This is a genomic window from Allobosea sp. 10L417 (assembly GCF_056395485.1).
The window spans coordinates 154,824-180,426 of the sequence record NZ_JBFTJP010000002.1; the positions used below are offsets into that span (position 1 = coordinate 154,824).

At 65.6% G+C, this 25,603-nt stretch carries 23 protein-coding genes; 12 read left to right on the forward strand and 11 right to left on the reverse strand.

Annotation, left to right across the window (positions count from 1 at the left end; all coding sequences use genetic code 11):
• Positions 1 to 30: 30 nt before the first annotated feature.
• On the reverse strand, positions 31 to 768 hold the full coding sequence (locus tag AC1DE3_RS06910) for a DUF3750 domain-containing protein (RefSeq protein ID WP_441511116.1): 738 nt from the start codon (positions 766 to 768) through the stop codon (positions 31 to 33).
• 195 nt (positions 769 to 963) lie between these two features.
• On the opposite strand from AC1DE3_RS06910, the gene AC1DE3_RS06915 reads away from it, so the two are divergent.
• The 5 genes from AC1DE3_RS06915 (at position 964) to AC1DE3_RS06935 (ending at position 5,470) form a co-directional block, all read left to right on the forward strand.
• Positions 964 to 2,076, forward strand: a complete 1,113-nt coding sequence (locus tag AC1DE3_RS06915) for a polyamine ABC transporter substrate-binding protein (protein ID WP_441511117.1) — start codon at positions 964 to 966, stop codon at positions 2,074 to 2,076.
• A gap of 26 nt (positions 2,077 to 2,102) precedes the next feature.
• Positions 2,103 to 3,272, forward strand: a complete 1,170-nt coding sequence (locus AC1DE3_RS06920) for an ABC transporter ATP-binding protein (protein WP_441511196.1) — start codon at positions 2,103 to 2,105, stop codon at positions 3,270 to 3,272.
• Between the two features lie 136 nt (positions 3,273 to 3,408).
• Positions 3,409 to 4,311, forward strand: coding sequence for an ABC transporter permease (locus tag AC1DE3_RS06925; RefSeq protein WP_441511118.1), 903 nt, complete (start codon positions 3,409 to 3,411; stop codon positions 4,309 to 4,311).
• Positions 4,308 to 5,096, forward strand: coding sequence for an ABC transporter permease (locus tag AC1DE3_RS06930; protein WP_441511119.1), 789 nt, complete (start codon positions 4,308 to 4,310; stop codon positions 5,094 to 5,096). The genes AC1DE3_RS06925 and AC1DE3_RS06930 overlap by 4 nt, the downstream gene beginning before the upstream one ends.
• Positions 5,097 to 5,197: 101 nt before the next feature.
• Complete coding sequence (locus AC1DE3_RS06935) at positions 5,198 to 5,470, forward strand: hypothetical protein (RefSeq protein WP_476779828.1); 273 nt, start codon at positions 5,198 to 5,200, stop codon at positions 5,468 to 5,470.
• 63 nt (positions 5,471 to 5,533) lie between these two features.
• Here AC1DE3_RS06935 and scpA read toward each other — a convergent pair whose 3' ends face one another.
• The 4 genes from scpA to AC1DE3_RS06955 form a co-directional block, all read right to left on the reverse strand.
• The gene (gene scpA / locus AC1DE3_RS06940; protein WP_441511121.1) at positions 5,534 to 7,702 is read right to left on the reverse strand and encodes a methylmalonyl-CoA mutase; all 2,169 of its coding nucleotides are present in this window, start codon (positions 7,700 to 7,702) and stop codon (positions 5,534 to 5,536) included.
• Positions 7,699 to 8,523, reverse strand: a complete 825-nt coding sequence (thiD, locus tag AC1DE3_RS06945; protein WP_441511197.1) for a bifunctional hydroxymethylpyrimidine kinase/phosphomethylpyrimidine kinase — start codon at positions 8,521 to 8,523, stop codon at positions 7,699 to 7,701. Before thiD ends, scpA begins: the two co-directional genes overlap by 4 nt.
• A gap of 14 nt (positions 8,524 to 8,537) precedes the next feature.
• Entirely contained in the window at positions 8,538 to 10,511 is a 1,974-nt protein-coding gene (locus AC1DE3_RS06950; protein WP_441511122.1) for a methylmalonyl-CoA mutase subunit beta, read from the reverse strand.
• A 181-nt stretch (positions 10,512 to 10,692) separates the two neighbouring features.
• Positions 10,693 to 11,079 (reverse strand): DUF2267 domain-containing protein, encoded by a 387-nt coding sequence (locus AC1DE3_RS06955; protein WP_149130337.1) that lies wholly within the window; start codon positions 11,077 to 11,079, stop codon positions 10,693 to 10,695.
• Between the two features lie 155 nt (positions 11,080 to 11,234).
• Here AC1DE3_RS06955 and AC1DE3_RS06960 point away from each other — a divergent pair, with 155 nt between their 5' ends.
• Positions 11,235 to 12,773 (forward strand): helicase HerA-like domain-containing protein, encoded by a 1,539-nt coding sequence (locus tag AC1DE3_RS06960; RefSeq protein WP_441511123.1) that lies wholly within the window; start codon positions 11,235 to 11,237, stop codon positions 12,771 to 12,773.
• A 141-nt stretch (positions 12,774 to 12,914) separates the two neighbouring features.
• Here the strand turns inward: AC1DE3_RS06960 and AC1DE3_RS06965 are convergent, their stop codons facing one another.
• Positions 12,915 to 14,258, reverse strand: coding sequence for an Nramp family divalent metal transporter (locus AC1DE3_RS06965; RefSeq protein WP_441511124.1), 1,344 nt, complete (start codon positions 14,256 to 14,258; stop codon positions 12,915 to 12,917).
• Positions 14,259 to 14,443: 185 nt separating this feature from the next.
• Here AC1DE3_RS06965 and AC1DE3_RS06970 point away from each other — a divergent pair, with 185 nt between their 5' ends.
• The 6 genes from AC1DE3_RS06970 (at position 14,444) to AC1DE3_RS06995 (ending at position 20,786) form a co-directional block, all read left to right on the forward strand.
• A complete protein-coding gene (locus AC1DE3_RS06970) occupies positions 14,444 to 15,826 on the forward strand; it encodes a dipeptidase (protein WP_441511125.1) in 1,383 nt (460 codons plus the stop codon).
• A complete protein-coding gene (locus AC1DE3_RS06975) occupies positions 15,823 to 16,404 on the forward strand; it encodes an LOG family protein (protein ID WP_441511126.1) in 582 nt (193 codons plus the stop codon). Before AC1DE3_RS06970 ends, AC1DE3_RS06975 begins: the two co-directional genes overlap by 4 nt.
• A 159-nt stretch (positions 16,405 to 16,563) precedes the next feature.
• On the forward strand, positions 16,564 to 16,965 hold the full coding sequence (locus tag AC1DE3_RS06980) for a hypothetical protein (RefSeq protein ID WP_441511127.1): 402 nt from the start codon (positions 16,564 to 16,566) through the stop codon (positions 16,963 to 16,965).
• A 16-nt stretch (positions 16,966 to 16,981) separates the two neighbouring features.
• Positions 16,982 to 18,208, forward strand: a complete 1,227-nt coding sequence (locus AC1DE3_RS06985; RefSeq protein ID WP_476852352.1) for a DNA-packaging protein — start codon at positions 16,982 to 16,984, stop codon at positions 18,206 to 18,208.
• Between the two features lie 131 nt (positions 18,209 to 18,339).
• Positions 18,340 to 19,284 carry a phage portal protein gene (locus AC1DE3_RS06990; protein ID WP_476852281.1) on the forward strand — a complete coding sequence of 315 codons (945 nt, stop codon included), beginning with the start codon at positions 18,340 to 18,342 and terminating at the stop codon, positions 19,282 to 19,284.
• Positions 19,182 to 20,786, forward strand: a complete 1,605-nt coding sequence (locus AC1DE3_RS06995) for a recombinase family protein (protein ID WP_476852282.1) — start codon at positions 19,182 to 19,184, stop codon at positions 20,784 to 20,786. The genes AC1DE3_RS06990 and AC1DE3_RS06995 overlap by 103 nt, the downstream gene beginning before the upstream one ends.
• A gap of 213 nt (positions 20,787 to 20,999) precedes the next feature.
• Here AC1DE3_RS06995 and AC1DE3_RS07000 read toward each other — a convergent pair whose 3' ends face one another.
• The 5 genes from AC1DE3_RS07000 to AC1DE3_RS07020 all read right to left on the reverse strand — a co-directional run bounded on the left by AC1DE3_RS07000 (position 21,000) and on the right by AC1DE3_RS07020 (position 25,377).
• Positions 21,000 to 22,301: a hypothetical protein gene (locus AC1DE3_RS07000; protein WP_476852283.1), complete on the reverse strand. Its 1,302-nt coding sequence runs from the start codon at positions 22,299 to 22,301 to the stop codon at positions 21,000 to 21,002.
• Positions 22,298 to 22,855, reverse strand: coding sequence for a hypothetical protein (locus tag AC1DE3_RS07005; RefSeq protein WP_476852284.1), 558 nt, complete (start codon positions 22,853 to 22,855; stop codon positions 22,298 to 22,300). Before AC1DE3_RS07005 ends, AC1DE3_RS07000 begins: the two co-directional genes overlap by 4 nt.
• Positions 22,856 to 23,039: 184 nt before the next feature.
• Positions 23,040 to 24,167: a hypothetical protein gene (locus AC1DE3_RS07010; protein ID WP_476852285.1), complete on the reverse strand. Its 1,128-nt coding sequence runs from the start codon at positions 24,165 to 24,167 to the stop codon at positions 23,040 to 23,042.
• Entirely contained in the window at positions 24,164 to 24,670 is a 507-nt protein-coding gene (locus AC1DE3_RS07015; protein WP_476852286.1) for a DUF4365 domain-containing protein, read from the reverse strand. The genes AC1DE3_RS07010 and AC1DE3_RS07015 overlap by 4 nt, the downstream gene beginning before the upstream one ends.
• A 113-nt stretch (positions 24,671 to 24,783) precedes the next feature.
• Positions 24,784 to 25,377, reverse strand: coding sequence for a recombinase family protein (locus tag AC1DE3_RS07020; RefSeq protein ID WP_476852287.1), 594 nt, complete (start codon positions 25,375 to 25,377; stop codon positions 24,784 to 24,786).
• Between the last annotated feature and the right edge of the window lie 226 nt (positions 25,378 to 25,603).

Sequence of the window (25,603 nt, forward strand, 5' to 3'; positions counted from 1 at the left end):
CTTCGCTTCACCCGAGAATGACGACCGGCTTCAAACCCCGATCCGCCCCCAGCCCGGCAGCTTCAGCGCCGGGCTGCGCAGGTCGAACCCGGCGACGAGGCCGAGGATGTTGATCTCGATGCCCTCGACCCAGCCCACCGTGACGCCCGCAATCCCATAGGCCGAGGCCTGGATGCCCGTCCTGCTGGCGGTAAGGCCGGCGAACAGCCCGTCGGCGCGCCAGTCCTTGCCGATGGCCGTCGGCGGCAGCGCCTGCCGGAGTTCCGGCACCTCCGACAGAACGTGCTGGACGAAGCTGTTCGAATTCGGTCCCGGCCAGGCGAGATAGCTGTCCGGGCTCGAATAGGCGTAGCTCGCAACCGCCGCCCGAATGCGCGGAATCAGCCGTTCGGCGGCATCGCCGCGGACTTCGGCGACGAGTTCCGGCATATTGCCGAACCAGCGGCCATCGGCGTCGCGATGGTTGATCCGAACCGGCATGCCCCAGCCGACGACGTCGAAGCGCGTATAGGCGCTCGCGCCGCGCTCCTTCACCACGATCCAGGAATGATGCGCGAAGATTCCGCGCCAGCGCCCGACGCGCGCGGCGAAGAGATGCACCGTCGCTTCGGGCTCGACCGCGGCGGCGGGCAAAAGCTTCGCGCTCGTCCAGTCGGCCCGCCGCCAGTCGGGAGCATGCGTCTGCCAGATCCACCAGCCCGCATGGGTCGCGAGCGGCAGCAGGAAGGCGATGACGAAGAAAAGCAGGAAGCGGCGGAGGAAGCGCATCCGGCACGGTATGTGCAGGGCTGCTGAAGCCGGCAAGAACATCGCCGATCACGCTTGCGTCACCCCGCGCCGACATGCTGCAGGGCCTCTTGGCAACCCAGGGCTGTGCGCGCGCATCGGAGCGCGCCTGAAGCCGGTTGATGCCGGGGGGAAAGCTGTTAGCGTGCGCGCGCCTGAGCTTGATGGAGGGGCAGATTGGGTAAGACGACGAAGCGATTGGCCGAGGCTATTGCCGCCTGCGCGATCGGGCTGGGACTTCTCGCCGCACCGGCGGCCGCGCAGGAGAAGCAGCTGCGCATCTTCAACTGGTCTGACTATGTCGATCCGGAGGTGCTTGATGCCTTCAAGAAGGAAACCGGCATCACCGTCGTCTACGACACCTTCGACCAGATGGAGACGGTCGAGACCAAGCTTCTGGCCGGCAAGACCGGCTACGACCTGATCGTCGTCACCGCGTCGTTCCTGCCGCGCCACATCCCGCTCGGCCTCTACCAGCCGATCGACAAGGACAAGGCGCCGAACCTCAAGAATCTCTGGCCGGAAATCCAGACCCGTCTGTCGAAATACGATCCCGGCAACAAATACGCCGTGAACTACATGTGGGGCACTACGGGGATTGGCTACAACACCGCCAAGATCAAGGAACGCCTCGGCCCCGACGCGGTGATCGACAGCTGGAAGATCGTCTTCGAGCCCGAGCAACTCAAGAAGCTCTCCAACTGCGGCGTCCATGTGCTCGATGCGGTCGAGGAGATGTTCCCGGCGGCGCTGCGCTATCTCGGGCTCGACCCCGACTCGAAGAACGAGGCCGATCTGAACAAGGCCGGCGAGCTCCTGCGCAAGATCCGCCCGCACATCCAGAAGTTCCACTCCTCGGAATATATCAACGCGCTGGCGAATGGCGATATCTGCCTGGCCGTCGGCTATTCCGGCGACATCCTTCAGGCGAAGAAGCGCGCCGAGGAGGCCAAGAACGGCGTCCAGATCGCCTATTCCATCCCGAAGGAGGGCGCGCTGATGTGGTTCGACTCCTTCGTGATCCCGAAGGATGCCGGCAATGTCGACGGGGCGCTGAAGTTCATCGACTTCGTCAACCGGCCGGAGATGGCCGCGAAGAACTCTGACTTCATCCAGTACGCCAACGGCAACATCGCTTCGAAGCCGCTGCTCTCGGCCGCGGTGCGCGACAACCCAGGGATCTACCCGTCGGATGCGGTGATGGCGCGGCTCTACACGATCACGCCCTACGACCAGAAGGCGCAGCGGCTGGTGAACCGGCTCTGGACGCGCGTGAAGACCGGCAAGTGACCGGTTTCGGACAGGTCGCCGGCCCCATGAAGAAGACCTCGCCCGGCAGCGTGCGCCGGGCCTTCCAGCCCTGGAACGACCCGGCGGCGAAGCCGCTGGTGGAGTTCCGGGGCGTGACCAAGCGCTTTGGCGACGTCACGGCGGTGGGCGACCTCTCGCTCGCGCTCTATCCCCGCGAGTTCTTTGCGCTGCTCGGTCCGTCCGGCTGCGGCAAGACCACGCTGATGCGCATGCTCGCCGGCTTCGAGACGCCGGATGCGGGCACGATCCTGCTCGCCGGGCAGGACATCACCGGCATCCCGCCGCATCTGCGGCCGATCAACATGATGTTCCAGTCCTATGCGCTGTTCCCGCATCTCAGCGTGGCCAACAACATTGCTTATGGGCTGAAGCGCGAGGGACTGCCACGCGCCGAGATCGACCGGCGCGTCGAGGAGATGCTGGCGCTGGTCAAGCTCTCCGGCCTCGGCGGGCGCAAGCCGCATCAGCTCTCCGGCGGTCAGCGCCAGCGCGTCGCGCTCGCGCGTTCGCTCGCCAAGCGGCCCAAACTGCTCCTGCTCGACGAGCCGATGGCGGCGCTCGACAAGAAGCTGCGCGAGCAGACCCAGTTCGAGCTGATGGATCTGCAGAGCGAGCTCGGCCTGACCTTCATGGTCGTCACTCACGACCAGGACGAGGCCATGACAATGGCCGACCGCATGGCGGTGATGGACCACGGCAAGCTCGTCCAGATCGGCCCGCCCGACGTGATCTATGAGGCGCCGGCCAACCGGCATGTCGCGGAGTTCGTTGGCGACATCAACATTTTCGAAGGCAGGATCGCCGCCGTCGAGGGCGAACTGGTCCGCGCCGAGGTGCCGCATGTCGGCACCGTCGAGCTCGACGAGGACGCACCGGCGCTGAAGCCGGGCGAACCGCTCGTCATCGGCATCCGGCCGGAGAAGATCGAAATCGCCCATGACGAGCCGGGCCAGGCGGTCAACAAGGTCGCGGGCGAGATCTGGGATATCGGCTATCTCGGCGACTTCACCATGATCCAGGTGATGCTCGGCGGGCAAAACGCTCAAGGGGAGGGTGGTCAGCTCGTCAAGGTCGCGCTCGCCAACCGGACACGGCGCATGGCGCGGCCCTTCGCTTGGGACGACAAGGTCTGGCTCTCCTGGGATGTCGAGGCCGGCGTGGTGCTGCCGCCATGAGGCGCGCTGGGGCAGGGGCGTCATTCTCGGGCGGAGCGAAGCGCAGACCCGAGAATCTCTGGCAGAAGGAGGCGCTGCAGCCTCTCATGTCACCAGATGCTCGGGGCAAGCCCGAGCACGACGGCGCAGTGACATCATGAGCGCGGTCGCTTCGCTGCAGCGGCTTCGCCGCCTCGTCGTCGCCGTGCCTTATCTCTGGCTGGCGCTGTTCTTCCTCGCGCCCTTCGCCATCGTGCTGCGCATGGCCTTTTCGCAGGCGGCGACGGCGCTGCCGCCCTATGCGCCGCATTTCGAGGGGCTCGCGCAGCTCGGCGCGTTCCTGTCGCAGCTCGATTTCGAGAACTTCAAGCTGCTCGGCGACGACCCCCTCTATTGGCAGAGCTATCTCTATTCCCTGCGCATCGCGGCGCTGACCACGCTCTTCGCCCTCGCGATCGGCTATCCGCTCGCTTATGCAATGGCCTCGGCGCCGTCGCGCTGGCGCGGTCTCCTGCTCGTCTTCGTCATCCTGCCGTTCTGGACGTCGTTCCTGATCCGCGTCTACGCCTGGATCGGCATCCTCAGGCCGGACGGGCTGCTCGACGCTGCGCTTGCTTTCCTCGGCTTCGAAATCGAGCCGCTGCGCCTGCTCAACACCGAGACGGCCGTGCTGCTCGGCATGGTCTATTCCTACCTGCCATTTATGGTGCTGCCGCTCTTCGCGACGCTGGAAAAACTTGATCGCGGCTTGCTCGAAGCGGCGGCCGATCTCGGTGCAACGCCCGTCACAGCCTTCTTCACGGTGACTTTGCCGCTTTCGCTGCCTGGTATCCTCGCCGGCTCCGCGCTGGTCTTCATCCCCGCGGTGGGCGAGTTCGTCATCCCCGACCTGCTCGGCGGCCCCGACACCGTGATGATCGGCAAGGTGCTCTGGAACGAGTTCTTCTCGAACCGCGACTGGCCACTGGCCTCGGCGGTGGCGGTGGTACTGCTCGTCGTGCTGGTGCTGCCGCTCGTCCTGCTCCAGCGGGCGCGGCTGCGACGGGAGATGGCGGCATGAGCCGGCTCGGCCCCGGGTTGATCCTCGCGCTGATCGTCGGCTTCGCCTTCCTCTATTTGCCGATCCTGACGCTCATCGCCTATTCCTTCAACGCCTCGCGGCTGGTGACGGTCTGGGGCGGCTTCTCGACGCATTGGTACGGCGCCTTGATGCAGAATGAGCCGCTGCTCGATGCGGCCTGGCTTTCGATCCGCCTCGGCGTCGTCTCGGCGACGCTGGCGACCATTCTCGGCACGCTCGCGGCACTGGCTCTCGCCCGCCATGGCCGTTTCATGGGGCGCACCTTGTTCTCCGGCATGGTGCTGGCACCGCTTGTCATGCCCGAGGTGGTGACGGGCCTGTCGTTGCTGCTGCTTTTCGTAGCCGTCGATGTCGAGCGCGGCTTCTGGACCGTCACGATCGCCCACGCGACCTTCGGTCTCGGCTTCGCCTGTATCGTCGTGCAATCGCGGCTCGCCGGCTTCGACCGCTCGCTGGAGGAGGCGGCGCAGGATCTCGGCGCCACGCCTTTCGTCACCTTCTGGACGGTGACCCTGCCGCTGATCTGGCCGGCGGTGGCGGCGGCCTGGATGCTCGCTTTCACGCTCTCGCTCGACGACCTCGTCGTCGCGAGCTTCACGACCGGCCCCGGCGCGACCACTCTGCCGATGCGGCTCTACTCGGCGGTCAAACTCGGCGTGTCGCCCGAGATCAATGCCGCCTGCACGATCATGATCGGGGCCGTGGCCATCGTCGTGATCGCCGCTTCGCTGCTGCTGAAGCGCGAGCAGCTTTCCGGCAGTTAAACGGTGGCTGAACGGCGCCCTCAAAGCGCGTTCAGCCGGGTTTTGCGAATGTTCCTCTCACGGCAGGGGAATTCTCCCCGCCGCGAGACAGGACAGGGACCATGTTCCGCAATCGCGCCCGCTTAGGTTTGGCGGCCTTCGCACTGGGCGGCATCGTGCTCGCCGCTTCCACCTTCGCCGGAGCAGGAAATGCCCAGGCTTTCGGCGGCCGTTACGAGCCCGCCTATGAGCGCCCGGCTTATGGCGCCGATTGGCGGCCCGCGCCGCCCGCCGTCCATGGCTTCTGGGGCCAGCGTCGCTGGCACCGCTACTACGACGGTTACGGCATGCGGCCGCCTCCGCCGCGCTACGGCTATGGTTACGGCTGGCGGTAAGTGTCGCCACGCCGGCTGTGACCATGGGGCGGGCGCGGTCCGAGGGCAGCGCCCGCCTTTTCGTTACTCCGCAGCGACCGTGCGCTGGGCGTAGCCCAGCCGTTGGTTCAGCTCTTCCAGAAGCTTCTCGGCGGCGTCGGCGATGACGGTGCCGGGCGGGAAGATCGCCGAGGCGCCCGCTTCGATCAGGGCGTCGAAATCCTGCGGCGGGATGACGCCGCCGACCACGATCATGATGTCGGGCCGGCCCGCCTTGGCCAGCGCCGCCTTCAGCTCCGGCACCAGCGTGAGATGTCCTGCCGCCAGCGAGGACACGCCGACAATGTGGACGTCGTTCTCGACCGCCTGGCGCGCCGCTTCATCGGGCGTCGCGAAGAGAGGTCCGATATCGACGTCGAAGCCGAGATCGGCGAAGGCCGAGGCGATGACCTTCTGGCCGCGGTCGTGCCCGTCCTGCCCCATCTTGGCGACGAGGATGCGCGGGCGGCGCCCATCGGCCTCCTCGAAAGCCCCGCACATCAGCTGGACCCGCGTGACGGCTGGGTTCATCTCGCCGACCTCCCGCTTGTAGACCCCCGAGATCGCCTTGATCTCGGCCCTGTGGCGCCCGAACACCTTCTCCATGGCCATGGAAATCTCGCCGACAGTGGCCTTGGCGCGCGCCGCTTTGACCGCGAGGTCGAGCAGATTGGCATTGCCGGCCGCGCCATCGGTGAGCGCAGCTAGGGCAGCCTGCACCTCGGTCTCGTCACGTTCGGCCTTGAGGCGCTTCAGCTTGTCGAGCTGCTGGGCGCGCACCGAGGCGTTGTTGACCTTGAGCACCTCGATGGAAGCCTCATTCTCCGGCTTGAAGCAGTTGACGCCGATGATCGCCTGCTGGCCGCCGTCGATGCGGGCCTGGGTCTTGGCGGCGGCCTCCTCGATCCGCAGCTTCGGGATACCGGCCTCGATCGCCTTAGCCATACCGCCGAGCGCCTCGACTTCCCGGATATGGCCCCAGGCCTTCTCGGCGAGTTCCGCGGTGAGCCGTTCGACATAATAGGAGCCGCCCCAGGGATCGATGATCCGCGTCGTGCCGCTCTCCTGCTGCAGCAGGATCTGGGTGTTGCGGGCGATGCGGGCGGAGAAATCGGTCGGCAGCGCCAGCGCCTCGTCGAGCGCGTTGGTGTGCAGGGACTGGGTGTGCCCCTGCGTCGCCGCCATCGCCTCGATCATCGTGCGCGGCACGTTGTTGAACACGTCCTGCGCCGTCAGCGACCAGCCGGAGGTCTGGCAGTGCGTGCGCAACGGCAGGGATTTCTCGTTCTGCGCGCCGAAGTCCTTGACGAGCTTCGCCCAGATCAGCCTGGCGGCGCGCATCTTGGCGACTTCCATGAAGAAGTTCATGCCGATCGCCCAGAAGAACGACAGGCGCGGCGCGAAGACATCGACCGAAAGCCCCGCCTGCTGGCCTGCGCGGATATATTCGACGCCATCGGCGAGCGTGTAGCCGAGTTCCAGGTCCTGCGTCGCTCCCGCCTCCTGCATGTGGTAGCCGGAGATCGAGATCGAGTTGAATTTCGGCATGTTCGCCGAGGTGAAGGCGAAGATGTCGCCGATGATCCGCATCGAGGGCGAGGGCGGGTAGATATAGGTATTGCGGACCATGAACTCCTTGAGGATGTCGTTCTGGATGGTCCCCGAGAGCTTGGCCTGCGGCACGCCCTGTTCCTCGGCCGCGACGATATAGAGCGCCAGAACCGGCAGAACGGCGCCGTTCATCGTCATCGACACGCTCATCTGGTCGAGCGGGATGCCGGAGAACAGCGTGCGCATGTCGTAGATCGAGTCGATCGCGACGCCCGCCATGCCGACATCGCCAGCGACGCGCGGATGGTCGCTGTCATAGCCGCGATGGGTGGCGAGGTCGAAGGCGACCGAGAGCCCCTTCTGTCCGGCGGCGAGGTTGCGCCGATAGAAGGCGTTCGAATCCTCGGCCGTGGAGAAGCCGGCATATTGCCGGATCGTCCAGGGCTGGTTGACGTACATCGTCGGGTAGGGGCCGCGCAGATAGGGCGCGATACCCGGAAGCGTCTCGACGAAGGGCAGCCCTTCGCGGTCAGCGGCCGTATAGAGCGGCTTTACCGGAATATCTTCCGGTGTCATCCAGGGTTCGGCCGCCGCTAAGTCTGCAGACGCCGCCGTCCGGGTGTCGGCGAAGGCGAGCTTCGTGAAATCCGGGATCGCGGTCATGGCTGGCTCCCGTCGGTCCTGTCCCACCAGTGGTGGAAATGATGCACCGGTCCGTGGCCGTGGCCAACCGCAACCTCGTCGGCGGCGGCGATGGCGGCGGAAATATAGGTCTTGGCGTGACCGACAGCCTCCGGCAGCGCCAGCCCCTTGGCGAGATTGGCGGTGATCGCAGAGGACAAGGTGCAGCCGGTGCCATGCGTGTTGCGGGTCGAGACACGTGGCGCATTGAAGCGCTGGCGCGCGCCGCCAGCGAGCAACAGGAGGTCGCTGCTGATATCGCCGCTGCCATGGCCGCCCTTGATCAGGACATTGGCGGCGCCCAGCGCTGCAAGCTTCTCGGCCTGCTCGTCGACGGCCTGTTCGGTCTCCGCCATGCTGGAGCCGAGCAGGGCGGCGGCCTCGGGCAGGTTCGGGGTGATCAGCGTCGCGAGCGGAAAGAGGTGCTTGCGGATTGCCTCGACCGCCGATGTCTCGAGCAGCCGCGCGCCGGAAGCCGCGATCATGACGGGATCGAGCACGACGTTCTTCGCTCCGTGGCGCTTCAGGCCGGCTGCGACTGTCTCGATCAACTCGGCAGTCGCCAGCATGCCGATCTTGACCGCGCCGACATCGAGATCCTCGAAGACGGCGTCCATCTGCTGGGCGACGAAGTCGCGCGGCACGGCGTGGATGGCGCTGACGCCCTTCGTGTTCTGCGCGGTCAGCGCGACGATGACGCTGGCGCCATAGACCTGATGCGCCGCGAAGGTCTTCAGATCGGCCTGGATGCCGGCGCCGCCGCTCGAATCCGAGCCGGCGATGGTGAGGGCGATGGCAGTCAAACTCATGTCTCCGATCAGGCCCTTGCGATGGCCTGCGCGTGTTCGAGCGCCTCGACCACATCGCAACCCATGAAGATGAACGAGGATACGCCGGCCTTGTTCAAAGCTTCGCTGTCGGCGGGGCGGCCGGCGAGCCAGACCGTGGCACCGGCCGCGGCGAGCGCTTCGGCCGCGGCAGCGCCTTCTGCGGCATAGGCCGGTTCCGAACCGCACAGGCAGGCGAGCTTCGCATCCGAGGCGCGGAAGGCCCCGACCAGCGCGTCGAGATCGGTGGCGCCGTCGGTGGCGAAGCCGTCGCCGCTCGGCGCGGCAAGGCCGCCGGCCTCGAACAGGTTGCGGGCAAAGCCGGCGCGCGCGGTGAAGTCGGCGATGGAGCCGAGCGTCGCCAGGAAGACGACCGGGCGTTGCGGCAGGGCATCGGCCTTGTCGCGCAGAGCCTCGAACGGCTCCGACAATCTGAGCGAGGGCAGCGCATCCGCGTGCAGGGCCGCGCCGGGCGCGATCCGGGCATCGGCCCGGCCGGCTCCGCCGACGAAGGAGCGTATGATTTCGCCCTGGTTGCGCTCGGCGAGGCTGCCGGGAGGACGTCGTTCTCCGCGGACGACCGGCGCGACTTCCAGCACGGTCACCACGCCCTCGCCGATATTGGGGAACTCGCTGGTGCCGGTGATCGGCTCCCGGCGGGTGGCAATCGCCTTCGTGCGCGCTGCCCTCTGCTCGGCGAGGGTCTTCTGGACGGAACCGTTGGCGAGCCCGGCGACGATGCCGCGCAGATCGCCGCTGCTCTGCCGCTCGATCTCCTGGAAGGCTTGCCAGGCCTTCTCGCAAAGTGCCTGCGTCAACGCCTCGAAGCCGCCGGCGCCAGCCGCCGGATCGGCGACGCGCCAGAGATTGCTCTCTTCGAGCAGGATCAACTGCGTGTTGCGCGCGACGCGGCGCGCGAAGGCGTCGGCCAGACCGCGCGCGGCGGTGAAGGGCTGGACGGTCAGCGAATCCGCCCCGCCGACTCCGGCCGAGAAGGCTGCGACCGTGCCGCGCAGCAGATTGACATGGGGATCGCGCCTGGTCAGCGAACGCCAGGCCGTCTCCGCATGGATTCGCGCCGGCTTCGGGGTCAGCCCGCACGCCTGCTGGATACGTTTCCAGAGCAGCCGGGCAGCCCGGAATTTCGCGACCGTCAGAAACTCGTCGGTGTCGGCGACAAGCGTGAAGGAGAGGGTGTCGCGCGCCTCTGCCAGTGAAAATCCCTGCGCTTCGAGCGTGCGCAGATAGGCAACCGCGGTGGCAAGCGCTGCGCCGAGTTCCTGCGCCTCGCTGGCGCCGGCCTCGTGATAGGGGCGGCTGTCGACAGTGATGAACGGGCCGGAGAAGCCGCGGTCCTTGAGAGCGCGGATGGTCTCAGTGAGGCGGCGCCCGACCTCCGACCAGGAGACGGCGAGCGATCCGAGGCCGGCGAAGACGCCGATCGGGTCGAGGCCGAAATCCATGGAAAGCTCGGCCGGCGCATGGCCCCGCTTCTCGATCAGCGCCGCCAGCAGCAAGGCGTTGATGCGGCCCTCCGGGGCAGGGTCGAGCCGCAGCTGGATGAGATCGAGCATCGCGCCGTCGAGCGCGGCATCGAGAGTTGCGACATCATCGGCGACGAGGCCATAGCCGCGTGCCGCCGGCGCGCCCGCAAAGCTGATCGTCAGCGTGTCGGCGCCGCCTTCCAGATCGGCGAGCGCAAGCGCCTGGGCTTCCTTCGGCGCGGGATGGTCGAGCCGCGCGGCGACATGCCAGCGCCCGGCTTCGGAGCGCAAGGCCCGCGCGGTGGGGGAGGCAGCGGGGTAGAGCGGCTCGATGCGGATGCCATCAGCGGTGCGGCCGACCAGCCGTTTCTCGAAATCCGCACCCTTCAGAACCTTGTCGACCGCCGCACGCCAGACGTCATGCGACGGCGCCGGGAAGGCGTCGAGGTAGGGAAGGTCGGATGGGGCAGCCGAGTTCATGCGCGCCGATGCTCCTCTTCCGCACAATGTGCAGCCGTGGAGCGCTGATTGCCATGGGCGGGCGCGCACCGCCATCCCTACTTCGTCGCAGGGCAGGTGCAGAAATACGAAGGGGATACAAAACGCCGCCGCTATGCCGCACAAGGACGGCGTCGCGACGGCGCAAAAATATCGATCGGGATCAGACGAACTGGCCGAGCCCCGGAATGGCGCCCACGATCGCGCCCATTGCGTCCTCGCCGGCCTTCTCGCGGCCGACGGCGAACATTTCCTTGGACACGCTCTGGATCTGGCCCATCGAGAGGCCCGCGCCCATGAGCTGGCCGCCGAGCGCCATGACGCCGCCGCCACCGCCCATCAGCCCGCCGATCGCGCCGAGCATGCCGCCCTTGGCGCCTCCTTCGGCATCCGCGAGCGCCTGCGCGCCCGGCAGGGCAGCCATCAGCTGGCCGATCTCGGTCGCCGGGCCTTCCTTCTGCAGGAAAGCGAGGATGATGCCGACCGCCTTGCGGGCGAGTTCCTCGTTGATGCCGGCCGCAGCGGCCACTCGCGTGAGCAATTCTTCCATGGTCCCAATCCCCTCGCCAAACGGCTTCGCCGCGAAGCCCAGTAAAAATAGTTTACATATTTACGATCTGATTCCAACGGGCTTGGGCTTCCGCCTTCTGCGTCGTTTGGTTACACCCTCCACTGACGTTCTGGGAAATCTCATAGGCGGGTGTGATGGCGGATGACGGCGCGATTCTGATCGGCAAGAGCGGCAAGCCGGAGAACCTGCTGCTCAAGCTCGCCAATCGCCACGGTCTCGTGACCGGCGCGACCGGAACCGGCAAGACGGTGACGCTCCAGGTCATGGCCGAGGGCTTCGCCCGCAACGGCGTCCCGGTCTTCGCTGCCGACATCAAGGGCGATCTCTCCGGCATCGTGGCGCCGGGCGATTCCAAGCCGGCCTTCGTCAACCGGGCCAAGGAACTCGGGCTGAAATACGAACCTGATCAGTTCACCACCGTCTTCTGGGACGTGTTCGGCGAGCAGGGGCACCCGGTCCGGGCCACGATCTCCGAGATGGGGCCGCTGCTGCTAGCGCGCCTGCTCGATCTCAACGACACGCAGGAGGGCGTGCTCAACATCGCCTTCCGCATCGCCGACGAGCAGAAGCTCCTGCTGCTCGATCTCAAGGATCTGCGTGCGATCCTGACCTTTATCGCCGAGAATGCGCAGGACCTGACCACCAAATACGGCAATGTCACCTCCGCGACCGTCGGCACGATCCAGCGCGCGCTGCTGGTACTGGAGAACCAGAAGGGCGATTTGTTCTTCGGCGAGCCGGCTCTGGACATCAACGACCTGATGAAGACGGATCGCGACGGCCGCGGCATCGTCAACATCCTCGCCGCCGACAAGCTGATGAACAATCCGCGGCTTTACGCGACCTTCCTGCTCTGGCTGCTCTCGGAGCTGTTCGAGCAGCTTCCCGAGGTTGGCGATCTCGACAAGCCGAAGCTCGTCTTCTTCTTCGACGAGGCGCATCTGCTCTTCAACGGCGCCCCCAAGGCGCTGCTGACGGCGGTCGAGCAGGTCGTTCGCCTGATCCGCTCCAAGGGCGTCGGCGTCTATTTCGTCACGCAGAACCCGCTCGATATCCCCGACACGGTGCTGGCCCAGCTCGGCAACCGTGTCCAGCACGCGCTGCGCGCCTTCACCCCGCGCGACCAGAAGGCCGTGCGCGCCGCTGCCGAGACCTTCCGCCAGAACCCGAAGATCAAGACGGAAGAGGCGATCAGCCAGCTCGCCGTCGGCGAGGCGCTGATCTCTATGCTGGAGGGCAAGGGCTCGCCGGAGATGGTCGAGCGCGCGCTGATCGCGCCGCCGATGGCGCAGGTCGGTCCATGCACGCCGCAGCAGCGCCAGCAGGCGATCAATGCCTCGCCCGAGAAGGGCAAGTACGACACCATGATCGACCGCGAGTCGGCCTATGAAGTGCTGATGAAGCGCAAGAACCTCAATCCGGACGGCTCGTCCATCGAGGCGTCCACCGGTGGGGGAGGGGGCATCCTCGACACGATCGGCGGCTGGCTCGGCGGCGGCGCGCCCCAGCAGCGCCCGAAGACAGGGCCGGGTTCGCGTGGCGGTCCGCTGCCGCAGAGCATGGCGGAGAAGGTCATTACCTCGGCCGCGCGCTCGGCCGCGACCTCGATCGGCCGCCAGGTGGGTAACGCGATCCTGCGCGGCATTCTCGGCTCGATGTCCGGGAAGCGCTGAGCCCGGGCGTCGTTCTCGGGCGGAGCGAAGCGCAGACCCGAGAATCTCAGCCCCGAAAGGGCACTGGCGCGTCTTTTGGCAGGAGATGCTCGGGCCAAGCCCGAGCATGACGAGTTCTTTATCGGAACGCTGTCGCCGCCGTCACGCCCCGGTCGCGAGATCGAACAGCAGCTTGAGGTTCAGCAGGATGATGATCGCGGCGATGAAGCCCGCTGTCAGGCTGAGCCAGCGCGGCGCCACCAGAGCGCCCATCTTGCCCTTCGATGCGGTGAACATGACCAGCGGCACCACCGCGAAAGGCAGCTGCAGGCTGAGGACGACCTGGCTCAGGATGAGCAGTTTCGCCGTCTGGCTCTCGCCATAGATCAGCGTGACCGCGATCGCCGGAACGATCGCGACGAGGCGCGTCACCAGCCGCCGCATCCAGGCGGGCAGGCGGATGCGCAGGAAGCCTTCCATCACGATCTGCCCGGCCATGGTCGCAGTCACGGTCGAGTTGAGGCCGCAGCAGAGCAGGGCGATGGCGAAGAGCGATGGCGCGATCGAGGCGCCGAGCAGCGGCTGCAGGAGTTCCTGCGCCTTGCCGAGCTCGGCGACGTCGTGATGGCCGGCCTTATAGAAGGTCGCCGCGGCGAGGATCAGGATGGACGCGTTGATCAGCAGCGCGAAGCAGAGCGCCACGGTGGAGTCGATCGTCGCGAACTTCAGTGCCTCGCGCTTCTCAGGCAGTGTGTGGCCATAGGCGCGGGTCTGCACGATACCGGAGTGCAGGTAGAGATTATGCGGCATGACCGTCGCGCCGATGATGCCGAGCGCGATGTAGAGCATGTTCGGGTTGGTCACGATCTCGGTCGTCGGCGCAAAGCCGCGGATCACTTCGCCCCAGTTCGGATCGGCGAGCGCGATCTGGATGCCGAAGCACAGCGCGATGACGCCGAGCAACGTGATGATGAAGGCCTCGATCCACCGGAATCCGCGCGTCTGCAGCCATAAGATGATGAAGACGTCGAAGGCGGTGATCAGAACGCCGATCTCGAGCGGGATGCCGAAGAGGAGGTTGAGGCCGATCGCGGTGCCGATCACTTCTGCGAGGTCGGTCGCGCAGATCGCGAGCTCGGCCAGCAGCCAGAGCGGCCAGGCCATGTAGGGCGGATAGGCGTCGCGGCAGGCCTGGGCGAGGTCGCGGCCGGTGGCGATGGCGAGCCGCGCGCAGAGCGACTGCAGGATGATCGCCATCAGGTTCGAGACCAGGGCGACGACCAGCAGCGTGTAGCCGAATTGGGCGCCGCCGGCGAGCGAGGTTGCCCAGTTGCCGGGGTCCATATAGCCGACGGCGACGAGATAACCCGGACCGAAGAAGGCCAGGAACTTTCGCCAGGTCGAGGAGGTCGGCGTCACCTTGATGGTGCGAAAAACATCCGTCAGGGAGGGCTCGCCCCGCGATCGTAGCCAGATCGACGAGGATTCCGGGGCGCCTTGCGACATGATCTGACCTTGCTGCGACTTGTTTGCAATAAGAAGTAGCCGCCGTTCCGCATGCTGTCAATGCAGTTGCGAAGCGTTGTCAATTAGAGCTGCGATCGGGCCGGGCGGCAATGCACGATTGTGGGCTGACGCCGGTTTGGGCTCTTGCCATGATGGCGTCACCTGAATCGCTTCCGATGGCTGCCATGACCAAGCTCCCCGCTATTCTCGACCGTCTCGACGCCGGGCTCGACGCTTCCCTCGAACGCCTGTCTTCCTGGCTCGAAATCCCTTCGATCGGCACCGATCCGGCGTTCAATGCGCAGACACGCGCCGCTGCCGAATGGCTGAGGGCCGATCTTGAATCTCTCGGCTTCAAGGCGGAATTGCGCGAGACCGGCGGACACCCCGTCGTCCTCGCCCATCGGCCGAAGCCGGGCGCGCCGCATGCGCTGTTCTATGGGCATTATGACGTGCAGCCGGTCGACCCGCTGAGCCTGTGGGACACCGACCCGTTCAAGCCGACCGTGCGCGAGCTGGAGCCCGGCCGCAAGGTCATCTCGGCTCGCGGCGCCTGCGACGACAAGGGGCAGGTGATGACCTTCATCGAGGCCGTGCGCGCGATGCTGGCTGAGACCGGCGACCTACCGATCGGGCTGACGATCCTGGTCGAGGGCGAGGAGGAATCCGGCTCGGTCAACCTTCCCGGCTACATCAAGGCCAATGCTGCCGAGCTGAAGGCCGACTACGCGCTGGTCTGCGACACCGGCATGTGGGACCGCGAGACGCCTCTGATCACCTCGACCCTGCGCGGCATGGTCTATCAGGAGGTGACGCTGACGGCTGCCGATCGCGATCTGCATTCCGGCCTGTTCGGCGGCGCGGCCTGCAACCCGATCCATGTGCTGACGAAGATCCTCGGCGAGCTGCACGACGAGAACGGCCGCATCACAGTTCCCGGCTTCTACGAAGGCGTGCATGAGCCGACCAATGCCCAGAAGGCGGAGTGGGCCGATCTCAACCTGACGGAGAAGGAGTTCCTCGGGCAGGTTGGGCTGAAGCATTCCATCGGTGAGAAGGGGCGCATGCTGATCGAGCAGATCCAGTCGCGCCCGACCTGTGACGTCAACGGCATCTGGGGCGGCTATTCCGGCGAGGGCAGCAAGACCGTCATTCCCGGAAAAGCCTCGGCCAAGGTCTCCTTCCGCCTCGTCGGCGATCAGGATCCGGCCAAGATCGCCGAAGCCTTCCGTCAGTTCGTCCGCGACCGGCTGCCGGAGGATGTCTCCGCAGAGTTCATCAGCCATTCCGGCTCGCCGGCGCTGGCGGTCCCGACGGATTCGCCGGTGCTTCAGAAGGCGCGCACGGCACTCGCCGATGAATGGGGTGGGCGCGTGGTCTCGATCGGCAGCGGTGGCTCGATCCCGGTCGGTGGCGATTTCAAGCGGACGCTCGGCATCGATACCCTCTTCGTCGGCTTCGGCCTCGACGACGACCGAGTGCACTCGCCGAACGAAAAGTACGACATGTCCTCCTTCCACAAGGGCCAGCGTTCCTGGGCCCGTATCTTGCAGGCTCTTGGTACATGAGATCGGTTTGTGTCTTCTGCGGTTCCAATCCCGGCATTGATCCCGTCTATGCGGCGGGAGCCCGGGCCATGGGCGGCGAGATCGCCCGGCGCGGTCTGACGCTGGTCTATGGCGGCGGTGCCGTCGGGCTGATGGGCATTGTCGCCAACGCGGCGTTGGAAGCGGGCGGCCAGGTTCACGGTGTCATTCCCAAGGCGTTGAAGGACAAGGAGGTCGGCCATATCGGGCTGACCTGGCTCGAGGTGGTCGACACCATGCACACCCGCAAGGCGCGGATGGCCGAGCTCTCGGACGGCTTCATCGCCATGCCCGGCGGCATCGGCACCTTCGAGGAGCTGTTCGAGATCTGGACCTGGGGGCAGCTCGGTATCCATGCCAAGCCGCTCGGCCTGCTGAACGTTGCGGGTTTCTACGATCCGCTGGCGACCTTCCTCGACCAGACCGTCGAGGCTGGTTTCCTGAAGCAGAGCCATCGCGCCATGGCGATGACCGATACCGAGCCGGCGACGCTGCTGGACCGGATGGGGAACTACGTTCCGGCCGCGACCTACAAATGGATCGAGAAGGAACAAGCCTGACTTTTTCTCGCAGTTTGCGCCTCCAGGTTGTAGGAATATTATCTTGACAACGTGACGCTGATCGTGTAGAGATCAGGAACGCTCACGAAATCTGCCCGAACGAAGCCGCCGCGCCCTCAGCCGGCGGCTTTTTCGTGCCCGTCATCCGGGAAGGGACGCATGGCCGAAGACGACAGCATGGAAACATTGCCACCGCCCGCCGCACCGAAGCGAAAACGCCAGCCGGTCTCCCGGAGAGCGGTGGTGGGCCAGCTCTGGCACGCCGCCAAGCGCCAGCTCGATTCACATGAGCAGCATCTCGCCGATCTGCCGAAGGGGGCACCGGCGAGCGAGGCCGACGCCAAGGCACTGGCGACGCTGGCGCGGACCGTGCGCGAGCTGGTCGCGATCGAAGAGCCGCAGACCGCGAAAAGGGATAAGCAGCCTGATGAACTCTCTGCTGCGGACGGTCTGCGACATGTCGCACAGCTCCGTCAGGAGCTTGCTCGACGTCTTGAAGCACTTGCCGCCGAAGAGGCGGGTGAGGGTGCTCAAGAAGCTGGTGGAGACGGCCCCATCTGAGATTGTCGAGACCGTGATGGCGGAGTGGACGATCTGGGCGCGGCCGGACCAGTTGCCGCCCCAACCTGCGAAGCCGATCTGGCTCGTCCTCGGCGGACGCGGCGCCGGCAAGACCCGCACCGGCGCCGAATGGGTCAAGGGCATGGCACTGGGCCATCCGCCCTTCGCAGAGATACGGACCGGGCGCATCGCCCTGATCGGCGAGACCCAGGGTCAGGTGCGCGACGTGATGATCGAGGGTGTCTCCGGCCTGCTCGCAATCCACACGCGCTGGGAGCGGCCGATCTGGCAGCCCTCGCTGCGCCGCCTGCAATGGCCAAACGGCGCGATCGCGCAGGTCTTCTCCGCGGAAGACCCGGAAGGGCTGCGCGGGCCGCAATTCGGCGCGGCCTGGTCCGACGAAATGGCGAAATGGCCGAACCTTCAGGAGTGCTGGGACATGCTGCAATTCGGGCTTCGCCTCGGCGATCACCCTCGGCAGGTCATCACGACGACGCCGCGCCCGGTGCCGCTGGTCAAGCGCCTGCTGGCCGAGCCGCATGTCGCGGTCAGCCGGGCGAAGACGCGGGACAATCGTTTCAACCTCGCCGCGGACTTCGTCCGTACCGTCACCGAAACCTATGGCGGGACGCGCCTCGGCCGGCAGGAGCTCGATGGCGAGATCGTCGAGGAGAGCCCGGACGCGCTCTGGACCCGCGCGATGATCGAGGCGGCTCGCGAGCGGCAGCATCCGCCGCTCGCCCGCATCGCCGTTGCCGTCGATCCACCGGCCTCCTCCTCGCAGCGCGCCGATCGCTGCGGGCTGGTTGTGGCCGGCATCGATCGCGACGGCATCGGCCATGTGCTGGAGGATGCGACGCTTGCCGGCGCACGGCCGCAGGAGTGGGCCGAGAGGGCCGTGGCGCTCTATCGCCGGCACGAGGCGGATGCGCTGGTCGTTGAGGTCAACCAAGGCGGCGAGATGGTCGAGAGCGTGATCCGCGAGGTCGATGCCGGCGTTCCCGTGCTCTCGGTGCGGGCAACGCGCGGCAAATACCTGCGCGCCGAGCCGGTCGCCGCGCTCTATGCGCAGTGCCGCGTGCGCCATGCCGGCACCTTCCCGGAGCTGGAGGACGAGATGTGCGCCTTCGGGCCGCGCGGCCTCGAAGGCGGCCGCTCGCCCGACCGGCTCGACGCGCTCGTCTGGGCGCTGACCCATCTGATGCTCGCGCCGAAGGGCCGGCCGCGGGTGAGGGGGATGTAGAGGCGTCATTCTCGGGCGCAGCGAAGCTTCGACCCGGGAATCTCATGACGAGAGGGCGCTGGTTTCCGAGATGGTCGGGTCAAGCCCGACCATGACGCCACGTCGTTTCACGCTCCAACAGCGAGACCTCCATGTTCGATTTCCTTCGCAACCTGCGCGGCCGAGCCGCGCCGGACCAGAAGCGCTCGCGCGTCGGGCCGCTCATCGCCTTGCACGAGGCGGGGCGGGCGGTCTGGACGCCCCGCGATTATGTCGCCCTGTCGCGCGAGGGCTATGAGCGCAACCCGGTGGTGCATCGCTGCATCCGCCTGATCGCGGAGGCCGCGGCGCAGACGCCGCTCGTCGCCAAGGTCGCAGACCGCGAGATGCCGGAGCATCCGGCGCTGGCGCTGGTCGAGCGGCCCAATCCCCGCCAGGGCGGCATCGCCTTCCGCGAGATGCTGTTCGGCCATCTGCTCGTTGCCGGCAACGCCTATGTCGAGGCGGTGAGCACCAGTCGCGAGCCGCGCGAGCTCTATGCGCTGAGGCCCGACCGGATGCGCGTCGTGCCCGGCCGCGACGGCTGGCCGGAGGGCTATGACTACACCGTCGGCGGCGACACGGTGCGTTTCAGGCAGGATGAGGGCGAATTGCCGCCGATCCTGCATCTGACGCTGTTCCACCCGGTCGACGACCACTATGGCCTCTCGCCGGTCGAGCCGGCGGCGAGTGCACTGGACATCCACAACGCCGCCAGCAATTGGCACAAGGCCCTGCTCGACAATGCCGCAAGGCCCTCGGGCGCTCTGGTCTATGACGGGCCGGAAGGCGCGACGCTGACCGAGGCGCAGTTCGACCGGCTGAAGCAGGAGCTGGAGGATTCCTTTCAAGGGGCGCGCAATGCCGGCCGCCCGCTGCTGCTTGAAGGCGGTCTCGACTGGAACCAGTTGTGTTCAAAAGACACCGAAGTTACGACTGCTTCGGCGAGGACATCATGCACGACACCACCCCCACGAAGCCCAAGGCGTACAGCTACCTGCGCTTCTCGACGGCCGAGCAGAGCAAGGGCGACAGTCACCGTCGCCAACTCGCGCTAGCCGAGGACTACTGCCGCCAGAAGGGCCTGGAACTCGACCGTACGACAACCTTTGAGGACCTCGGCGTCTCGGCCTTCTCCGGCAAGAACCGGCGCAAGGGCGCTTTGAGGGCGTTCCTCGACGCTGTCGAAGAGGAGATCATCCCGTCTGGCAGCTACCTGCTTGTCGAGAGTCTGGACCGAGTTTCCCGCGAGGCCATCCTCGACGCGCAAGCCACCTTCCTTCAGATCGTCAACGCCGGCATCACCCTCGTGACGCTGAAAGGCACGCCGAAGGAATACTCCAGGGCGACCGTGAACGCGAACCCCGTAGACCTTCTGGTCTCCCTGCTGGAGATGATTAGGGCGAACGAGGAGAGCGAGACCAAGTCCCAGCGGATCAAGGCTGATTGGTTTCGGAAGCGAACTCGCGCGGCTGCGGGGGAGGCCATCACGTCGCTGGTCCCTGCGTGGCTCCAGCGGGTCGGTAAGGGGTTTGAGGTCGTCGAGGAACGAGCCGCCATCGTGCGCCGCATCTACGACCTGACCCTCGAAGGTCATGGACAACATGCCATCACGGCGATTTTCAACAGGGAGGGCCTCAAGCCTTTCGGACGAGCGAGATGGTGGCATCGGTCGTATGTCCGTCTAGTCCTCAATCACCCCGCGGCGGTCGGGACCTTCGTCCCCCATCGGATGGTTGGAGGGCGTAGGGAGCCGCTGGAGCCGATCCTCAACTACTACCCGGCCGTCGTCACCCAAGAGACCTTCGAGGCCGTCAGAGCCCTCGACAAGCCCGTGGCGGGGCCATCGACGAGAGCCATCGCCTCGATGTTCTCGGGGCTGGTAAAGTGCGAGGAATGCGGCGGTCCGATGGTTCGGACACGCAAGGGACAGGCGCCAAAGCCGTTCTACCACGTCTTCGTGTGCCACAATGCCAAGCTCGGCCAATCCTGCGAGTGCCGCACCGTTCGGCAGGAGACCCTGGAGGACACGCTCCGGGAGCAGATGTTCAAGTTCATTGAGGACGCGCCGACCCATGACGAAGACCTGATGGAAGAACTCAATCGGGTCGAAGACCACATGAGCATCACGCAGGAGCAGGCGGCGAGCTTGGTGGAGGCAATCGCCCAGCGACCACTTCCTCAGCTTGTGGATCGGCTGGCGCGGCTGGACGAGGCGCTCGTCGAGATGAAGGCGCGGAAGGTGGCGCTAGAAGCAGCGTTCCGCGACACCGCTCGGCCTGTGGTCATGAAGCGCCTGACTGACCTCGACGACCTACTGGAGAAGGGGGAGGGTGACATTCGGCCGAGGGCCCAAGTCCTCCTGCGGCAGGTTCTCGACCACATCGTGATCCACTTCGACCGTGAGGCATCGCGCAGGAAGCCACGAGGCCACCTTGAGTTCGTCTGGAAGAGCGGCGGACGCTCGTATCTGAACTGGGGGCCGATGTTCTACCCGATCAAGCCGACAAGGCGCACCAACAGGAGGGCCGCTGGCGATGAAGAACCCAAGTCAGAATGAGATCGAGGTTCGATGGAAGGGAGCCCAGTTGGTGGCCAGAGGGTGGCCTGCGACCCTCTGCGTCCTCGGAGCCATCGTGCTCGCCGCCGCGTGGGTGCTCGCTGAAGGGTACGGCCGGCTGTGGTGAACGGAGGGGGAGTTACGGGTCCCTATATACAGGAAGCTGAGGTGGCTCAATTAGAGAGGGAGACCCGAGCCCTGTGCTCTCGGCTGTTAGATCGTCACCGAGATCAGGGCCTCAGCACCAACCCTCTTCTCGAAGACTTCCTTCATCACCTCCAACACCCGGTCACTCCTCGACGAGGGAGCCATCACCGCATCGTGGATAGGGAGGGTGACGATGTCCTCGTCCAACAGAGCGAGCAGTACCCCCATCATCACCTCGCTTTCGATGAACTGGAGGTGATGTCCAATCTCGGTTCCGAAGTGATGAGCGACTGGGGCATGGAACTCACTGATCCGCCGGATCAACTCCGCCGCTGAAACCCCACGGGGTAAGATGGTCTTGGTCCCCTGTGGCTTCCTCGTCCTCGGTCCTTCCGTGAAGAGGAGGGCGTTGATGAAGAGCTTAGTCCCCTCCCTCCAATCCTCAAGCCCCGGAATGGCATAGAGGTCGCCAGCGGGCACGGGCTTCCCTTCCAAGCCATACAAGGTCCGCAGAGACATCTGTCCGAAGTCCAGCTCGGCCACGGCCTCCTCGTCGATGGTCAGGCCCGCTAGGCGATGCTTCTTCGAAAGCGGCTGCCAGAAACCCCCAAACAGGCGCCCCCCGCTGTCGAAGCGACCGTTGTTGAAGATGCGCTTCAACTGTCGGTTCGTCAGGTCCAGTGGACGGCGGAGTTCCACCTCGCCTTCGTCGAAGTTGAGATCGGCATCGCGGAGGAAGTTGTTGATCCGCCGAACGTCCGCCCGGACCTTCGAAGTGTCTGGCGTGTCGGGGTACTCGACTAACCGGCCGGTGTCCCAGTGCCCCTCCTTCTCCGCCTTCAGGATAACCAGCTCAGCGCGGTCTTCGCGGAGGTCCTCGAACTGCAGGGCCACACGGCCGAACCGCTCAAGGAAGGCTGCTCCGGGCAGGACACGGGTCCGCTGGCCGGGCTTCTGGAACCGCTGAAACCCGATGTCTTGCCGGATGATGGCCAACTTCGGCGCCCCCAGCATGTCGAGTAGACCGGGAAAGGTCTTGTTGAGCGCCGGGGCGCGGTAGCGCGACCTGCGACCCAACTCCTGAAAGGACCGACTGACGACGAAGCCGGCCTCGGCATCGCTGAGTATTGTGTGGGCGAGGTCGCAAACTAGGGCCGACAAGGTCGATCGAAAGGTCTCCTGATCAGCCGGGCGCCGTTTCCGTTGGCGTAGCTTCTGGGCCTGCTCGAAGGCTTCCACGTCGCGGATGATCTCCTCGACGAACTCCCTCGCGGCGGCCGTCACAGGCACCCGCCAAGGGTTGAAGAAGCGATCCTCGGGAATGTCGGTGAGTTCCATGGCCTCGACCGCGCCAGCCATCTCGTTCATGCGAGGTCCGTCAGCGCCTTATGGAACTCGGCCTTCTGCTGCTGGCCCTTCTCGATATCCGCCCGGTGGAGCCTGGCGAGATGGAACCCGACAGACCCCAACGTCTCCACCAGCCACCCGGCGATGACGTCGGAGGAGCCCGGCGTGAAGTCCCGATAGGCCCGCTTCATCCGCCCCGTTTGGTGGTCGTACCACTCGCCCACGTTGATCTCGCTGAGGCGCATCACCCGCCGAACCAGTTGCCTCCTGAAGGCCCCGTCAGAGCGGAACCTGCGGGGCTCTAGGTCCCACAGCATGTACATGGCGAGCACGGTCTCCACGACCACGCGGGGCTCGACGTCGGCTCCGAGCTTCACGATGGCCTTGGCGGCAATCCTCTCATTGCGGCTCCCTGGCACGCCCCTGTCGGCGTCCCCGAGGATGCCCCTCGCGTGGGCCACCACGGCCTGCCAGCGCTCATCGCAGGTGGTCCATGTGGGGTTGACTGTGTTCTTCTCGATCCTAGCCCTCACGAGGTTCGCGTAGGGCTTGAGGACCTCCTTGGTGATGCCCACCTGCCCGACGTCGCCATGACGTCTCCAGCGGCTCTTGTGGGTCGTGCAGAAGTGCCCGTAGCGGGTGGCGGGCTTGCCGCACCCCGGAGCACGGCATAGGCCGGCCATTCGATGTCCTGATTAGTTGCGTCCGTACCCTGACAGACAGAGACAGAAATAAAATCGGGATGGCGGAGCTGCAAGTCTACAGGACTTTGAAGTCCCGAGCGTTCTCTAGGCGCCAAGGACGCTGTTCCAGTTCTCCGTAGAGAGACACCTGCCTGCCGTCACGGTGCGCCTCGTGAGCTTGCAGATACTCCTCAGGCCCGACCGATGCCCGAACTAGCAGCTTTCCAAACTCTTCGCTCTGCCATTCAACGGTGATCTCCTGCACACCGGAGATGGTGAATAGTTCAGCTGGCGTGTCCTCCATCGAATGCAGCCTGCGTACCTTTCCGACGACTGTCCGCCGCTTCTCGTAGTTGACCGTGCGTAGTTCCTTGGCGGCCTCGCGGATCACCTCGACGCCGCCGTCGCGCTCGATCACTACAGCCGAACAACGTGGGACATCATCGGGCAGCCCCCACTCTGGAGAAAACGCTATGTCGAACCTGATTTTGCCGACCTGAGGAGCGTCGATCATCGCCGCAAGGTCTTCGCAGGCGTTTGCGTTGAGCCCTTGCCCATAAGCCTGGACGATCTGCGATGGCTCTTCGTCGACTATGGCGCTCTCGATGATGCGAAGCCCTCTCGCCAACCGCATGACGGATCGCCGGCTGAGTTCAGGCGCTGGCGATAGCTCGCCGGTGTTCAGAGTGTTGGGCCCAACCGGCGACTCGACGGTGAAGCCGAAGCTGCCCCTGAAGGTGTGCCCGAACCTGCATTCACTGGCGTATGATGTGGCGATGGCGCTCAGGCGCTGGGCGTACGGACCGACATGAAGCTCGGCATGTGCCGCCGCTGCCAGCATCTTTCCCATTCGTCTGATGAACTCTTCCGCTGCTCCTAGCCGAATAGTCCCAGCGCGAACCGCCGTGTCGGGAAGTCGTGACCGGACAAGGTCGTACCCAATCGCACGGATGGCCGCCGCCATATCGGCATCCGAGCGGTTCTCCAAAGCTGACAAGGTGTCGAGTGCACCCCGGACCAGAGTCCGCAGGTTTCGTGCGCCGCTGTTCTCAGGCAGAATGATCTCTACCTCTTGGCCTTCCCGCGCCGTCGAGAACAGGTCGTTCCCGCTTGAAAGCAAGCGACGGCTCCACCCCAACGCGGCGAGGTATCGCTTCAGCGCATGAAGCGGGACGCTGTCGATGAGATCGACCGGCTCGCTCATCGCATCGCCTCAGCGCGAGCACTGGACATGATGTTTTTCAGAGCATCTGGCGTCAGCACGTTGGACCGCGGGATGCGGATACGGACGGTTGATACGTTGGCTGTAGGCGGACCTTCAGGGCGAAACCAATAGCAGCAGTGCTGGAGTCGCAAATGCTGCTCGTTGCCGTTCAGCCACGTAGCTTCATCGCGTGGGAGGCAGAGCAGGATGAGGATCGCCATCGCCTGTCCGGGTTCGCGGTCCGTCAAGATGCGGTGAGCGCGGACCTCAAGGTCATAGGTGACGAATGCGCCCTCGTGCTGCCAGCGGGTTGTTGCCTTCATTTGATACTCGACCGGGAAGGCAGATGGCACACGTGCGCCGTTGATGATCCGAACCGGCTGAAACGCCCCGTCAATCCCGTAGTCGCTTTCCGGGCGAGTCAGATTGACCCCCGCCACCCCTGCTAGTGCGTGCACGTATGCTCTGGAGAGGGCTTCTTGAGTGTGCTCGCGAGTGATCAACAGCGGAGTCCGGACGACGGATCATGTGCGGTTTCTAGCCCGAGCGTAATGCCTGACCGTGAACAATGCACCAACGCTCGCGAGTCGAAGCAAAAGTGCAGTGACTCCACTTTTCATTGCGGTGCTGTCTGATGAGGGCTGCTCGTGCCGAGTTGGCCGTTCTTCAGGATGCGATGGACGCTGGCCTTTCCGATGCCAAGTTGCCGGGCGATCTCCGACAGGCTGATGCCCTTGGCCGCCAGCGACACGACCTGTCCCTCCTTGGCCCGTGCCGTTGGCGCCCGGCCCTTGTACTTCCCGGCGGCCTTGGCCTTGGCTATCCCCTCTCGTTGGCGTTCAAGCATGATCTCGCGCTCGAACTGAGCCACGCTTCCAAGCACGTTCAGCATCAGCCTCCCGGTAGGCGTTCCGGTGTCGAGGTTCATCGAGAGGATGCGCAGGGTGGCCCCCTTGCCCTCGACGAGCTTCAGCAGTTCCATCAAGTGGGCCATAGAACGGGCCAGACGGTCCAGCTTGGTCACGACGAGCACGTCATCAGGGCGGAGATTGTCGAGGGCTCGGGCCAACTCCAGCCGTTCCGCCACGTCGACGGATGACACCTGCTCGAGGTAGGTCCGCTCGCAGCCGGCCGTCTTGAGGTCCCGTTGCTGGGCTTCGAGGCCCGCCATCTGGTCGAGGGTGGAGGTGCGGGCGTATCCGATGAGCATGGCTGTCTCCAGTCGCGTTGTTCCACTAGGTTCTTAGATGTTGGCGCGAATGTCAATGGACCACTCGTGTGGAACGAAGGCAGCTGATCTTGGAACGGCCCACTAGGGCAAGCTCTGTGGAACGCTGCACGGGACTTGAAGGCCATTCCGCGCCCACTCCAAGGAACACTGCCGCCGCGCCACGCTTGTGTGGGCTCCGAAGGCGACGCTTGGTCGCCTACGAGAG

Coding starts and splice junctions, on each gene's coding strand:
- AC1DE3_RS06910 (WP_441511116.1), bottom strand. CDS start 768: ATGCGCTTCCTCCGCCGCTTCCTGCTTTTCTTCGTCATCGCCTTCCTG.
- AC1DE3_RS06920 (WP_441511196.1), top strand. CDS start 2,103: ATGAAGAAGACCTCGCCCGGCAGCGTGCGCCGGGCCTTCCAGCCCTGG.
- AC1DE3_RS06925 (WP_441511118.1), top strand. CDS start 3,409: ATGAGCGCGGTCGCTTCGCTGCAGCGGCTTCGCCGCCTCGTCGTCGCC.
- AC1DE3_RS06930 (WP_441511119.1), top strand. CDS start 4,308: ATGAGCCGGCTCGGCCCCGGGTTGATCCTCGCGCTGATCGTCGGCTTC.
- AC1DE3_RS06935 (WP_476779828.1), top strand. CDS start 5,198: ATGTTCCGCAATCGCGCCCGCTTAGGTTTGGCGGCCTTCGCACTGGGC.
- scpA (WP_441511121.1), bottom strand. CDS start 7,702: ATGACCGCGATCCCGGATTTCACGAAGCTCGCCTTCGCCGACACCCGG.
- AC1DE3_RS06950 (WP_441511122.1), bottom strand. CDS start 10,511: ATGAACTCGGCTGCCCCATCCGACCTTCCCTACCTCGACGCCTTCCCG.
- AC1DE3_RS06955 (WP_149130337.1), bottom strand. CDS start 11,079: ATGGAAGAATTGCTCACGCGAGTGGCCGCTGCGGCCGGCATCAACGAG.
- AC1DE3_RS06960 (WP_441511123.1), top strand. CDS start 11,235: ATGGCGGATGACGGCGCGATTCTGATCGGCAAGAGCGGCAAGCCGGAG.
- AC1DE3_RS06965 (WP_441511124.1), bottom strand. CDS start 14,258: ATGTCGCAAGGCGCCCCGGAATCCTCGTCGATCTGGCTACGATCGCGG.
- AC1DE3_RS06970 (WP_441511125.1), top strand. CDS start 14,444: ATGACCAAGCTCCCCGCTATTCTCGACCGTCTCGACGCCGGGCTCGAC.
- AC1DE3_RS06975 (WP_441511126.1), top strand. CDS start 15,823: ATGAGATCGGTTTGTGTCTTCTGCGGTTCCAATCCCGGCATTGATCCC.
- AC1DE3_RS06980 (WP_441511127.1), top strand. CDS start 16,564: ATGGCCGAAGACGACAGCATGGAAACATTGCCACCGCCCGCCGCACCG.
- AC1DE3_RS06985 (WP_476852352.1), top strand. CDS start 16,982: ATGGCGGAGTGGACGATCTGGGCGCGGCCGGACCAGTTGCCGCCCCAA.
- AC1DE3_RS06990 (WP_476852281.1), top strand. CDS start 18,340: ATGTTCGATTTCCTTCGCAACCTGCGCGGCCGAGCCGCGCCGGACCAG.
- AC1DE3_RS06995 (WP_476852282.1), top strand. CDS start 19,182: ATGCACGACACCACCCCCACGAAGCCCAAGGCGTACAGCTACCTGCGC.
- AC1DE3_RS07000 (WP_476852283.1), bottom strand. CDS start 22,301: ATGAACGAGATGGCTGGCGCGGTCGAGGCCATGGAACTCACCGACATT.
- AC1DE3_RS07010 (WP_476852285.1), bottom strand. CDS start 24,167: ATGAGCGAGCCGGTCGATCTCATCGACAGCGTCCCGCTTCATGCGCTG.
- AC1DE3_RS07020 (WP_476852287.1), bottom strand. CDS start 25,377: ATGCTCATCGGATACGCCCGCACCTCCACCCTCGACCAGATGGCGGGC.